The sequence below is a fragment of the Alkalihalophilus pseudofirmus OF4 genome, assembly GCF_000005825.2.
Lineage (GTDB): Bacteria > Bacillota > Bacilli > Bacillales > Bacillaceae_D > Alkalihalophilus > Alkalihalophilus pseudofirmus.
The window spans coordinates 3,006,882-3,020,478 of the sequence record NC_013791.2 but is presented as its reverse complement, the minus strand read 5'-3'; the positions used below and the strand labels follow the sequence as shown (position 1 = coordinate 3,020,478).

The window sequence follows — 13,597 nt, the reverse complement described above, 5'->3', positions numbered from 1 at the left end:
TTGATAAATATGTAGTAAAAGTGGAAGGGTGGGGAGTTAATGAATACAGAGATATATTTTCTTAGACACGCTCATTCTGATTTTTCATTAGAAAACGAAGAAACTAGAGAGTTATCTGCAAAAGGTTGGGCTACCGCAAAAAAGATTACTGACAAAATGATAAAAGAGGATATTCAATATGTAATATCTAGTCCATATGTAAGAGCAATACAAACAGTAGAAGGACTAGCAAGGTATCTACATAAAGAAATTGAACTGGATTCCCGTTTTATAGAGAGAGACTTAGCAGCAAGAGATTTTTATTTTGATAAACCACTTGAAGCCATTAAATATGTGTTTGATAATCCCATTTTTAGGTTTTCGGGTGGTGAATCTAATCAAGAAGTTCAAGAACGTGGTATAAGTGGTTTGAAGCATATTGTTTCTAAATATCGTAGAAAAAGGGTAGCAGTAGGCATTCATGGTAATATCATGACATGTACATTGAATTATTTTAATAAGAAATTTGATTATCATTTTTGGAGGGATTCAATTGACAATCTATCAAGATATTATACGTATATTTGAAGAGAATTCTTCTTATAAAAACCCGACACAAGCAGTAAATCAGGCAAGCTCATTAAATGCATTATCTGGTGATTTATATACTGATGCAAATAGATTCATCTATGAGTTACTACAAAATGCTGATGATTCTTTAGAAAAGGGTAATCCTGTTGAAGTTTGGGTGAAGATCATAGGTCAAGAATTGATATTTGGTCATAGTGGAAAAGCTTTTGATAAGCGGGATTTAATGGGGATTTGTAATGTAAATAATGGAACCAAAAAAAATGACATTAGCAAGACAGGCTATAAGGGAATAGGTTTTAAATCTGTATTTGGTCAGTCAGATAAAGTAAAAATTTATTCGAACGGTGAGTATTTCAGATTTGATAGAGACTATGATTTTAGATGGCAATGGGAATATTCTAGGGAGGAATGGGAAACTGAAAGTGGCAGGAAGTTTCAATACCCTTGGCAGATAATTCCTATATATACAAAAGAGGATGAAGTAAGTTTATCGATAAGGGAGTTTATAAAAAGTAAAGATATCAATGTTGCAACAATTATTACTTTACATAATTTAGCTGACGTTGAAGAAGCCATAAACTATTTAACTAAAAACACAAATATGTTCTTATTCTTAAAAAATATCTCAAAAATTAACTTCGAACTTCCTCAGAGTTCATCGATCTTGATAGATCGTAGCAGTGAAAACATAATAAAATTAGAGAATAAACATAGCAATTCAGAATGGATAATTAAAAGTACTACATTAAAAGTACCAGAGAGTATGCGAGCAATTCTTAATGAAGATAGAAATATTCCAGAAAAATTAGCAGCAGCAACTGAAATTGAGATTACTTTAGCTGCAAAAATTATTGATAATGAAATAGTGAAATTATCTAAAGAAGAAAATCTATTGTATTCTTACTTACCGACAGGTGAATCTAAATATGAACTTCCAGTCTTGGTAAATACAAGTTTTTTAACTGCGGCTAATAGAGAATCATTACATAGTGATTCAAAATGGAATCAATGGATTTTTAATTCATTACCTGTTGAAATTGTTCGTTGGATTGCAGAGCTAGTATGCTCGGAGTTTAAGTATCAAGGTTATCAATTAATCCCAAAAGAAATATATAAAAATGAATTAGGGAATAGTTTCAATAGTGGTATTAAAGAAGCGTTTAATAAAATTAAATTTATACTTACAAGAGATGATGAATTAATAACTGTTAGGGACGCTATAGTAGATACAACTTTTTTATCTGAAAAAGCTTTTGTTGGGGAAAAAGCTGTTAAAGCATATGTATGTAGATTTTTAGATTATGAAGAATCCTTGAATAAAAAATTTATAAAAAGTAATCCCTATTCAACATATATAAATGATTTATGTTCCTTTAAGTTTTCTTGGAATGAATTTAGTAAGTTTCTTCTTTCATCTTATTTTTATGTGGAACATAATGAGTTTAAAAATATTTATTTAATTTCTCATTTGAAGAAACTTTATGATAAAAAGACTAAACCATTTGATGATCAATTTATGCAGAGTCTTCCTTTTATTTGGAATCACAAACAAAAGCTAAGCTTTCCTAATCAAGTATGTATTCCAACTCCCGATGATACAAATTGGAATAACCCTGAAAGTGATCTGATGTTTTTACATGAAGCAATTCAAAAAACTATAAAAGTCAACCGAGAGTTATATAAATGGCTTGAAAATTTAGGTGTTAAGGAAAAAACTGATGTAACTTACATACGTCAAAATATAATACCGAATATTGAAAACATTTCAACATTAGAAAATACACATAAATTAATAACTGATTTATTTTTATTATATAGAAAAGGTGTTTTGGATGATGCTCTTTTAAATGACTTAAATAAAATTAAAATCCTTACACAAAAGGGTTCACTAATACCAGTAAAAGAATGTTATTTATCTAATTACTATAAACCAAGAGTGGATTTAGAAATGTTAATTCAGAAAGATTTTTTTATTAGTGAAGAGTATTGTGAAAATAAATTAGAAATTGACGAATGGAAACGTTTTTTTAAGAAACTCGGTGCTAAGGAAGGAATTTCACTCCTAAACTACTCAGACAAATATACTAAACAGCAATTATTATCAAAAGGAATTAAAGACGAATACTTTAATGAGGATGATAAAAAGTTTAAACCCTTTCACTCTGTATTTAGGGCGGATGAATTTGAAAGAATAGTTTCAATTGAGTTTCTTGAAAATATAAATAATAATCCTAAAGTTGCCAAAATATTATGGGAAGACATAATGGATTTATATTCTCCAAATGAATTAAAAAAACCTGCTCTTGCATTTTGGGGATATAGTGGGCGTCATGGGAGAATTAGTGGTGATGAGATAGAAAACTACATTCCTTGGTTTATTAAGAACAATAATTGTTTACCTACAGTAAAGAATAATTGTTTAAACTCGAGTGCAATTTTTCTTAATTCGGAAGAGATAATTGAAGTCGCAGGTAAATACCTGCCAGTTTTTCAGGGCAATGAGCTTTCATCAGAATGGAAATCATTTTTTAATTTAAAAAATCATCTTGAGCTTGAAGACTACTTAGAACTTTTATCACAAATTTCCATGGACACTCTCGATAACAATCAAGTTAAAGAAGATAATTTAAAAAGAATTCAGTCAATATATCACCAACTTATGGATAATTGTGAGTATTGGAATCAGGACCAACTTGAAATAGTGAAAAAATGGTCTGAAGAAAATTGTTTATTAAATAGTAAAAAGTTCTTCGGTGAATGCAAAAGTCTATATTATTATTGGGATGGAAATGAATCTGTATTCCAAGAACAATATGGGTTCATTTATTTAAGCTCCGAAAATAAACAGCATCGGTCTCTAGAAACATTTTTAAACTGCTTTAAAGTAAAAATTTTAAGACAAAGCGAGTTTAAATTAGTTCATTCCGAAATACAGTCAGCATATTCGTTAAAGAGCCATTTGTATAAAATTTTACCATACTTAAAAGTTTGGATTGAAAATGATGAAAGTAACGAATTGATAAATACTACATTAAGTATGCTAGAAGAAAATACAGATGCCTTAGAATTATACGAAGCAGAAGAATTAAAAATTACTTATGATGAATTAGGATTTTCTAAAGTAGTTTATACTCACTTTATGGATAACACACTTTATGTAAAGGAACCATGGGACTCAAACAGTGTGTTATTAAAATTATCTGGGGATTTAGGTAATTATTATAATTTAAGAGGTCATGACAAAAAAATTGATTTTCTTTTAAGATCATCTATTCCAGAAATAAAGCATTATTTCGAAGTTGAAGAATTTGATATTACTCATATTAAAGAGGATGACTGCGAAATTTTAGGAGCTACAAATGATAATAAGTTAAAATCATTTGCAGAATTAGAAAGTAAAATTGAAAATAGCAAAATGCCTCCTTCTTTTTATCATTTATCTAAATCGGAATATAATGCATTAGTTCATGCTGAAAGTTTAGTCGATAGAGCAGTTACTAATGTATTAAACTATCTAACAACTTTAGATGAATATGATTGTTCAAATAGTTATCGAATAGCTAAAAGTATAATTGGAGGGATCTATAAAAATGGTAATGAAATAGCGGTAGTTGCCAGACCTTCTGATGGAAATAAGGTTTTATTATACTATACTTCTGAGTTCGATGTTCTAGACTATATGGATGCTGAGCTGTGGTGTGAAAATGGTGATTTACATAGTGTTAGAAGGATAACTATGGGACAATTATTTAAGAAAACAGGAATGAATAAAATTCCCATTAATAACATTGAATTTATTTCAGATGACTTAGATAAGATATTAAAAGAGAAGAAGTCTAAGGTTTTAGACTTTAGCCCAGTCCCATATACTCCACAGATATTATCACAGACCATAGCAGCCTTTAGTAATACTGATGGAGGTAAATTAATATTTGGAATTAAAGAAGTTAACTCACATTTAAATGAAGTTGTAGGTATAAGTATAGAATTTAAAGTAGTTGAGATAATAGGAGAAGCTGTAAGATTATTATCAAAGGTTCCACAGATTAAGTATGATTGGACTCAACATAACCAAAAGATTATATTTGCTATAGAAATAGGAAAAAGTGATGAGCCAATTTTAATTAGTAATTATAAATATGTTCGTGTGGGGAATCAAAATGTTATAGAAAATAGACCACCTAAAACAGTAACAACATTAAGTAAACCGCACTATGAAAAAAACGTTGCTCTTATTATTTCTATAGAAAATTATTTTCCTAGAAATCAAAATCAAATCCCCCCTGTTAAATATGCTAACGATGATGCAGAGAAATTTAAAAATGTATTAATTGATCATATGAAAATAAGAGAAGAAGATATTATTGTTATAAAAAATGAAGAGGCAGTAAAGTCGAATTTAGAATTTGATCTTAAAATGCTATTTAATTCATTAACTGAGAAAGATCGATTTATTTTTTATTATGTAGGTCATGGATTCCATAATGGAGTAACAAACTACTTGTCAACTTATGATATGCATTCTTCTAGTATAACGGAAACAGCTATATCACTATCAAAGTTATTATTGGATCCTTTAAAAAAATCAAAATGTAATAATGCATTAATTTTTATAGATGCCTGTGCCAAAATCTTTAAGGATGAAAATGAGAGAAGTAATATATCGGATATTATTGATGATGAATTAGTTATATATACTAACGAAAATCCAAATTATTCTATATTTTTATCTTGTTTAACAGGTCAAAGCTCATATTCCTCGGATATTTTAATGAATGGAGTTTGGACTTATCATTTAATTAATGCATTAAGTGGGAAAGAAAAGAGTGCTATTGTAAATGGAAATTATATAACGGATAGGTCATTAAGCAACTATTTGTCTAATTCTGTCTCAAATTATACTGAACCTGAATGGAAATATACTCAAATACCTAGGTCAATTATTGAGTCATCAAATGAAAATATAATTTTGGAAATGAATAATATTGAATAAGCCTTATTAAAAATAGTAGTTAAACTTACGTTAGTAATATCTTTTTAAGGAAAATGATTTTTCATTATCACTGAAAGAGAATAGCCAATTAAGAGTGTCTTGTGGTAAACAAGGGCGTTAATCCAAGAAGGATTAACGCCTTTTTTGTGAAGTTTTATACTAATGTGGCAGTTTAAATGAAAAAGGTAGACTATTATTTACGAACAAAAAAAGCATGGATAGTAATGGGATGATTGATAGCGAACGAATAACTAAAGAGATGAACAACGCTAAGGAACTATCTGAAAAGTACAGAAATGAAGCGGATATCTTTGATGTTACTCGGAGAATACTCGCAGGTTCTATATTGCAATTAGCTAAACAAGGACTCTCTATTGTATTCGGTCAAACTATTAACTTCCCTCAAGAGCCAAAGATAGAAGACTCATTTGTTGCTACGATTATTTTTGCAGGAAGTGAAGAAGGACATAGGTTAGCCCCATCTCTGCCATCTTTTTGACCCACTCCGGACAAGATATTGATCCACTTATGACAGAAGTGATCCACAACCATATAAATAGTGAATCCAAAAGTATTATTGGTGTAATCTTTCCGTATGAGTATTGAGCCAGAATGAGCCAGTAAGTGCCGGGGAGAGAGACAATAGTAGATTGATATAAAGCCATTGAAACCTGAAACATTCCAATGGCTGTTTGACTTATTTAAAGCTTTTACCGTCTAGTTCTTGATTAATTATCTCAAGAGACCAACGAACGAGTTCATCGTAGTCTAATTCCTCTTCACCTTTCCAAACACATGGAGGTAGGAGTTTTTCTTCCACTTTCCGCATTACTTCATCAGGTAAATACATGTGTAAAAAATACTTCGCTATACGGATTTCAACTTCTTCTGGGATCATTTTGATACCGCCAATCCGTGACGTTCTCTCATGGAGACTTCACCGTCAATAAGTATGGTGTAGGAATCGTGCACAATTCTGTCTAGAATGGCATCTGCCAGTGTACCTTCACCAATTTTATCGTGCCATCCTCTAGGATCAAATTGAGAACAAAAGATAGTTGATCCTTGCTGGTGGCGTGCTTCTACGATTTCAAGAAGATCTCTTGCCTCAGTCTCTTTTAACGGAGTTAATAGCCACTCATCTAAGATGAGTAGGTTTACATTCTTGTATTTTTTCATCACCTTTCTATAAGTTCCTTCTCCTCTTGCGATTGCTAATTCATCCAAGAGGTCTGGTAATCGAATATATTTCACTTTATACAACTGACGACATGCAGCTATGCCAAATGCACAAGATAAATAGGTTTTTCCATTTCCAGAAGCACCCATTAATATAATATTGTGATGTTCTTCAATATAATTACAGGTTGCTAATCGTAAAATTTGCGCTTTATCAAGCTTTCTATCCGGATGATATTCAATATCCTCGATACATGCCTGTGTATCACGTAATTCAGCCGACTTGATCAGGCGATCAAGTTTATTGTTTTGTCTTCTGGACCATTCGATATCAACGAGTAACCCAAATCGTTCCTCGAAAGATAGTTCTTGGTATTCTGAATTTCTCAATTGTTCTCTTAATGTTTCTGCCATTGCAGTCATTCTCATTTCATTTAATTTTGTTAAAGTGTTATCAATTGTCATTATTATTCCCTCCGTAATAATCAGCGCCACGAGTAAACCCGTAAACGTTATCATTTTTTTGTGTGCTCAACTGTTTGCTTGTATCCTCTACTGGTAATTTGTCATGTCCTGTTTTTAGGATGGTTTGAATGCTTTTTAGTTTGGGTCTTGGCGTATAGGACAACACTCTTTCACATGCCTTCTCTATGCGTTCGATAGAGTATTTATCTGCTAGTTTCATTAATGCATAGGCAGATTTCAGGCCCTGCTTTTCAGTCGGATAAGATTCTAAGATTCTTTCAATGGTTAATAAGGTGGCAGGGCCAGTTGTAGCACCCCACTCTAATATAAATTCCTTATCAAATGATGCATACTTTCTATGGTCTCTAGGCATATGATCAGGAATAGTACTGAAATCTCCACCTGACTTATTTGATCTTTTATGCGAAGCAATTCGTATATTCTTATAAAATACTTCAATGATATTCCTCGTTACTCGAACGTCTACCACATATTTGATATAATCATAGGGAACAGAGTAATAGTTATGATCCACTTTTATATGATAGTCAGGCTGGACAACGGTCTTTGCCCAGCTTGCGATCTCATAAGGTGAATGAGGCAGGGGAATCAATGCAAATCTTTCTTCCTCTAAAAATGCTTCCTGCCTATTCCCTTTTCTCTTTTGGAAAGGTTTTGTATTCACTACATCTAGTTTTTCTTTTATCGCTTTGTTTAGTTCAATCAAAGAAAAGAACTTTTCATTGCGAAGAGAAGCGATGATCCAAGTTGAGATATGACCAACATTACCTTCTACACTTGGTTTGTCCTTGGGATGACGTACACGTGCTGGGATAATAGTAGTCTGGTAAAACTCAGCCATTTCCTGATAGCTTTGATTAATAATAGGATCGGTACGGGAAGACTTTGTCACTCCTGTCTTTAAGTTATCGGGAACAATAATCCTCGTGACTCCCCCATAAAATTCAAAAGCATGAATATGGGCTGTAATCCAACTCTCTACATCCATGGATAAGAATCCTTCTACATACGCATATTGACTACATGGCAATGCAGAAACAAAAATATAAACAGGAGCTTCTTCTCCTGTTAGATTGTTCGTGATATGCATAGTTTGACCTGCCCAGTCCACTTCCATTTGTTCCCCAGGCTTTCTTTTGATGCGCATTGTTGCTTTGGTTTTCCTTGCATAGTCGTTGTAAAATCTACAAAACTGACGATAACTGTACGGAATTTCATCGTTTGCCCTGCACTGTAAAGAGTACTCGTCCCATAAAAGGGAGAGTGTTACCCCAGTTTTAGCCAATTCCTTATGAATATACTCGCCATCAGGCTTTCGACGATGGTCTGACGGCACCTTTTTCTCAGGGAATAAAATCATTTGTAGGTCTTGATCTGTCATGTCCTTTTCTATTGGCCACTGAATGTTCTTCTCTTCCGCTCGCCGAATTACTTCTCTAATTGTGTTTCTAGAATGGCCACAGCTCGAAGCTATCCCCCTTTGTGTGACTTCCTGCGCATGAAGCCTTAAGATTTCTCGATACTTAACCACAAAAAAACCTCCTATATAATAAATTTGCACAAATGTGCTCCTTCATTATATAGGAGGGTGGGTCAGTCATGTCTTAATTGGATCAAATTCATGTCCGAGGCGGATCAAAAAGATGGCACAACTGGTTCAATCGGATGGCTGTAATCAGAAGAAATCAATCTATGCATTACGAAGAAGGGAGCAATAAAAATGTAACTAAAAGTTGCTTTGAAGCATTGGCACAGATAGATAGTAAATTTGCTCTGCATAATGCATCTGGTAAGAACAAGAGTATAGAGATAATGGATATGTTAGGTTGGTATGATTATGAAAGTTACATAGCTACTATGGAAGATTTGTTGAATGATTATAACAATGGCCAATTGTGTGTTAAAAAGTTAGGGGTTGTTAATAGAACTGTCCAAAGAATCCCATTGGAGGACTAGTGTGGATTTATTTAGTTTCCAAGTTGAATTTAAAGAATTTAGAGTCAGTGCAAAATGGTTATGATTCATACAAGAGAATGTGAAGGATTATACTTAAAGATGTGCTTATGTTGAACAAGATACCTAAAAATTTTTTGAACCAATTACTGCGTAGTATAACGATACTATTCATGAAAATTAAATAGTTATAGAAATGAGCCTAAAGGATGCAGGGTTTTAATTAAGCTCTGCATATTTTGCTCATTTTTAATTTATAAAATGTACTGCGATATAGCATTAATTAAATCTGATTACAGCCATTGATATGTACCACCTCTGCCATGTTTCTTACCGTCAAATGACAATAAATGTACCAGTTAATGCCACGAGTTTACCACAACATACCTTTGTATAATTAATGTGCACACCTAATGGTGTGACATTTTTATATGGAGGTATTTTTTTGATTAAGTACCAGAAAATTTTAGAATTACATGACGAGGGAATTAGCCTTAGAGGTATCGCGGCAAGCACTGGCAACTCTCGGCAAAAAGTAACAGAGGTTATCCGTCTAGCAGAAAAGAAAGGGCTTGTTTGTCCGTTAGATGAAGAGATGACAGATAAATGGATTGAGGAATTTCTCTTCCCAGAGAAAACGTTGGAGGGATCAGGAAGACACCCTTTAAACTTCGATTATATCCATGAAGAGTTGGCCAAACCGAATGTAACACTCTCCCTTCTACATTATGAGTATGAAGCAGAGTGTCGTGCTAACAACAGGATTCCTTACTCGTATCGTAGCTTTTTGCGCCATTACAGTAGATATGCAGATAAATATAAAGCTACTTTGCGTATACGCCGAAAGCCAGGTGAAATTATGGAAGTTGATTGGGCGGGATCTACAGCTTTCGTCATTGATAGGGATTCTGGAGAGAAAGTAAAGGCTTATGTCTTCGTTGCTACACTACCATGCAGTCAGATATCTTATGCGGAAGTGACATTATCTATGAATCTGAGTTCTTGGATACAAGCTCATAATCGTGCTTATCAGTATTTTGGCGGAAGCACACAAATTGTTGTGCCAGATAATTTGAAAACGAGTGTGACAAAGCATACATCACGTGAGTTGGTTTTGAACCCTACTTACAGAGAAATGGCGGACCATTACAGTACAGTAGTTATGCCTGCTCGTGTTCGAAGTCCGAAGGACAAAGCAAGTGTAGAGGGCTCAGTTAATGCTATCTCAACATGGATTATTGCAGCCTTAAGGAATACACAATGTTTCAGCATTGATGAATTGAACGAAGAAGTTTGGAAGAAATTAAAGGAGTTTAATGAACGTCCTTTTACTCGGAAAAAAGGATGTCGTTTATCAGCTTTTGAGGAAGAGGAGAAATTTGCGCTTTCCCCTCTACCTAGTAAACCTTACAAGATGTCCGAATGGAAAAAAGCCATAGTACGTCCCGATTATCACATCTCTGTCGATAGTATGTTTTATTCAGTTCCATACGAGTATATTAATCGGGAAGTAGATGTGAAACTCTTAGACGATATGGTTGAAGTCTACTTTAACCATATGAGAGTAGCCTCTCATAAAAGATTATATGGCAAGTATGGTCAATTATCTACTAGTCGCGACCATATGCCAGATAATCACAAGTTATTTCTAGATCAGACACCAGAAGCCGCCTTTGAGTGGGCAAAGAGCATTGGAGAATCGACGTTGAACGTTGTTCAATACATCTTAGATACATCTCAAAACGAAAAACAAGCATTGCAATCAATATTCTCGTTAAAGAAATCAGAGAGAAGTTACACAAAATATGAGATTGAACGCGCTTGTAAAATGGTTATTTCTATGACAAAAAGACCTACGGTTAAAAGCATTCAGACCATTTTGAAGAGTAATAAGAAGAATGATGCTGAACAAGAATTGAAACGAAAATCAGAGAGTACTAAGAATAATTTCGGCTTCACACGTGGAGCAGGTTACTACGGAGGAACAGACAGATGATAAATGACCAAACACTGACTAAATTACACGAAATGAAACTAGGTGGCATGGCGGACGCCTATAAAGAGCAATCATCAAGCAAGGATTTTCAAAAGATGAGCTTTGAAGATCGTTTCACTCTTCTTGTTGATTTAGAGTATTCTCGACGCAAAAGCAATACACTTCAACGCTTAATAAAATCAGCAACATTCTTAGATTCCAATGCATGTATCGAAGATATAGAATATTACGAGGATAGAAGACTAGATAAAGAACTTATTTTAAAGCTTGCGAATGGTACCTATATACACGATTGTCATAATATTATCTTGAAAGGCCCCACTGGTTCAGGTAAATCGTATTTAGCGAGTGCGTTTGGGGTGTCAGCTTGTCGTCAATTCTACAAAGTAAAATATATTCGCTTACCAGAATTAATAGATGAATTATCACTCGCAAAGTTAGCTGCAGATGGAAGTTATCGTAAGTGTATAAAGAAATATAAAAAAGTAGATCTACTAATACTTGATGAATGGTTACTGACCGAGTTGTCTACTGATGAAGCTGCAATCCTTTTAGAAATAGCAGAAGCACGCCACAAAGTGGCTTCAACTATATTCTGTTCTCAGATAGATCCAAGTGGTTGGCACATGAAATTAGGAAATGAAACTATAGCAGAAGCAATCTTAGACCGTATTATTCATGATTCCTATCAGATTCTTATTGACGGGGAAGTTTCCATGAGGGAAAGATATGGATTAAGTAAAGAACTTTAATTTAAATAAGGCTCTCTTTACACCCCTTACAATGTGCATTCTGTAAGGGGTGTCTTATTGGTAAAGAGCTTGACATCACCTGGTAAATACTTTGGCGAAGGTTGGTAAGATAGAAGGCATTAGTGGTAATATTCAATGGCCGTAATCAAAATCCCGAATACAACATATTGATCAGGATTATTTCAGACGAATGGTTACTTTTTATAGTAACTGTTAATAGTATCTGTTAAAGTTTTTCATTTAAAATATGGGGTTAAAAATGATAAAAAGTTGTTGTTAGTAACTGATAATAGTTACTAGATAAAGATAACACTTAATGAAGTGTTCAGTAGGAAGTGTTTGATGTGTTTATCTATGATTCTTGCAAATTATTAATGGTGTTAAATCTACTCTAAAAAAATATAATAGTCGGTTTTTTACGACCTTTGAGGCATGATTTAACCTTTAGTATTACTAGGATTTACGGATATAAATATATAGGCTTACCCATAGGTACAATTGGGCGTATTAAGATCTACCCAATTGTAAAGTTAATTACCTAAAAAATATCTGCTGCTGTATTTGTGAGTGGTTGTTTTAGTATCTTCATTTTTTTCCGATACTTTTTGTAGTTACCTTTTATAGTATCTATTAAGAGTAACAAACTAAGATTTATAAGATATTTAGGTCAGTGATGGGGTTCTAAGTTCTATGGAAAATATAAAGAAAAAAGTGGAACAATTTTCAGATTCTGAAAAAATTCAGAATCAATTTTTTATTTATTGCTATTAAAATATAAAAAAATGAAGATACAATGAATAAAAATAAATGGAGGGAGGGCAACACGGTTGTTAATATATGAGGTATTAGTTTTCTTAAATGAAGGTAAATCTATATCCGATTTAGCGAAGAAACTAAATAAACCCGCAGGATCATTGTTGAAAAAACTTAAAAACTCTTGTGTAGAATTTGATAATGAAACCAATGAATGGGTCTGCAGAAGCAATGACAAGTACACAGCATTGAATCGGGACATAACTAAAACAATAAAAGTGCTAAAAGTAGATAAAGAATTAAGCCAAAATCAATCTGCAGAGGTTCATTCTGAAATAAAAACAGAGGATAAAGAATATGAATTATTTCTTTCTTATCGGGATGTTGACCATTCAGAGTTAACAGAGAAGAAATCTCTATTTCTAACGGAAGAAAACTATGAGTTAATAAAAAGTATATGTAAGAAAAACTCCTTTAAAATTAATGGTTTCATTCATGTATTACTAGAGACTGGATTGAAGAGCTTTAATCTGAAAAATAATAAGGGAGATAATCTTTAACAATGGCTTCAATAGTAAAAACTAAATTAATATCAAATAAGGAATTTATTATATTCCTACTGCGAATATAAATTTTACGATTTACCATATATTGGTAAAATGATATCCTAATAGATATTAATTGTATTGAATTTCCAAAAAACAACATAACATCCTTTAATTTCAGTAAGATGGAAAACGAAGAATGCTCAGTTGAATGAAATGGAGGATCAAGATGCCAAGAAAAGCTGTTTTTTATAGTTGGAATTTGCTATCATGCCTCTTTGTATTACTGTTTTCTTTTTGGATGGCTGGTCCGGGAATGCTGAGGCGGATTCTGCGACATATAGGTGGTACTTCATGTTTTTGTTTGCAA

10 protein-coding genes are annotated in these 13,597 nt (G+C 32.9%); 7 read left to right on the top strand and 3 right to left on the bottom strand.

Annotated elements, in window-relative coordinates; genetic code table 11:
* Positions 1–39 precede the first annotated feature (39 nt).
* The 3 genes from BPOF4_RS15220 to BPOF4_RS15210 all read left to right on the top strand — a co-directional run bounded on the left by BPOF4_RS15220 (position 40) and on the right by BPOF4_RS15210 (position 6,062).
* Entirely contained in the window at positions 40–567 is a 528-nt protein-coding gene (locus BPOF4_RS15220; RefSeq protein WP_012960084.1) for a histidine phosphatase family protein, read from the top strand.
* Complete coding sequence (locus BPOF4_RS15215; protein WP_012960083.1) at positions 533–5,563, top strand: sacsin N-terminal ATP-binding-like domain-containing protein; 5,031 nt, start codon at positions 533–535, stop codon at positions 5,561–5,563. The genes BPOF4_RS15220 and BPOF4_RS15215 overlap by 35 nt, the downstream gene beginning before the upstream one ends.
* A gap of 214 nt (positions 5,564–5,777) precedes the next feature.
* On the top strand, positions 5,778–6,062 hold the full coding sequence (locus tag BPOF4_RS15210) for a hypothetical protein (protein ID WP_158305576.1): 285 nt from the start codon (positions 5,778–5,780) through the stop codon (positions 6,060–6,062).
* Between the two features lie 198 nt (positions 6,063–6,260).
* Here the strand turns inward: BPOF4_RS15210 and BPOF4_RS15205 are convergent, their stop codons facing one another.
* Genes BPOF4_RS15205 through istA (BPOF4_RS15195) form a run of 3 tightly spaced genes read right to left on the bottom strand, consistent with a single transcriptional unit; the run spans position 6,261 to position 8,759 of the window.
* Positions 6,261–6,461 carry a hypothetical protein gene (locus BPOF4_RS15205; RefSeq protein WP_012960081.1) on the bottom strand — a complete coding sequence of 67 codons (201 nt, stop codon included), beginning with the start codon at positions 6,459–6,461 and terminating at the stop codon, positions 6,261–6,263.
* The gene (gene istB, locus BPOF4_RS15200) at positions 6,458–7,207 is read right to left on the bottom strand and encodes an IS21-like element helper ATPase IstB (RefSeq protein WP_012958830.1); all 750 of its coding nucleotides are present in this window, start codon (positions 7,205–7,207) and stop codon (positions 6,458–6,460) included. Before istB (BPOF4_RS15200) ends, BPOF4_RS15205 begins: the two co-directional genes overlap by 4 nt.
* Positions 7,197–8,759, bottom strand: coding sequence for an IS21 family transposase (gene istA, locus BPOF4_RS15195; RefSeq protein WP_012958831.1), 1,563 nt, complete (start codon positions 8,757–8,759; stop codon positions 7,197–7,199). Before istA (BPOF4_RS15195) ends, istB (BPOF4_RS15200) begins: the two co-directional genes overlap by 11 nt.
* Before the next feature lie 77 nt (positions 8,760–8,836).
* Between istA (BPOF4_RS15195) and BPOF4_RS15190 the strand changes: the two genes are divergently transcribed.
* The 4 genes from BPOF4_RS15190 to BPOF4_RS15175 all read left to right on the top strand — a co-directional run bounded on the left by BPOF4_RS15190 (position 8,837) and on the right by BPOF4_RS15175 (position 13,242).
* Positions 8,837–9,184, top strand: a complete 348-nt coding sequence (locus tag BPOF4_RS15190) for a hypothetical protein (protein ID WP_012960080.1) — start codon at positions 8,837–8,839, stop codon at positions 9,182–9,184.
* A 442-nt stretch (positions 9,185–9,626) separates the two neighbouring features.
* Entirely contained in the window at positions 9,627–11,177 is a 1,551-nt protein-coding gene (gene istA, locus BPOF4_RS15185; protein ID WP_012960079.1) for an IS21 family transposase, read from the top strand.
* Positions 11,174–11,929 carry an IS21-like element helper ATPase IstB gene (gene istB / locus BPOF4_RS15180; RefSeq protein WP_012960078.1) on the top strand — a complete coding sequence of 252 codons (756 nt, stop codon included), beginning with the start codon at positions 11,174–11,176 and terminating at the stop codon, positions 11,927–11,929. The genes istA (BPOF4_RS15185) and istB (BPOF4_RS15180) overlap by 4 nt, the downstream gene beginning before the upstream one ends.
* A gap of 827 nt (positions 11,930–12,756) precedes the next feature.
* The gene (locus BPOF4_RS15175) at positions 12,757–13,242 is read left to right on the top strand and encodes a hypothetical protein (protein WP_012960077.1); all 486 of its coding nucleotides are present in this window, start codon (positions 12,757–12,759) and stop codon (positions 13,240–13,242) included.
* Positions 13,243–13,597: the final 355 nt, after the last annotated feature.

What these genes read in the sequence shown, in the direction of transcription:
- BPOF4_RS15220 (WP_012960084.1), top strand. Translation starts at nt 40, where the DNA reads ATGAATACAGAGATATATTTTCTTAGACACGCTCATTCTGATTTTTCA.
- BPOF4_RS15210 (WP_158305576.1), top strand. Translation starts at nt 5,778, where the DNA reads ATGGATAGTAATGGGATGATTGATAGCGAACGAATAACTAAAGAGATG.
- BPOF4_RS15205 (WP_012960081.1), bottom strand. Translation starts at nt 6,461, where the DNA reads ATGATCCCAGAAGAAGTTGAAATCCGTATAGCGAAGTATTTTTTACAC.
- istB (WP_012958830.1), bottom strand. Translation starts at nt 7,207, where the DNA reads ATGACAATTGATAACACTTTAACAAAATTAAATGAAATGAGAATGACT.
- istB (WP_012960078.1), top strand. Translation starts at nt 11,174, where the DNA reads ATGATAAATGACCAAACACTGACTAAATTACACGAAATGAAACTAGGT.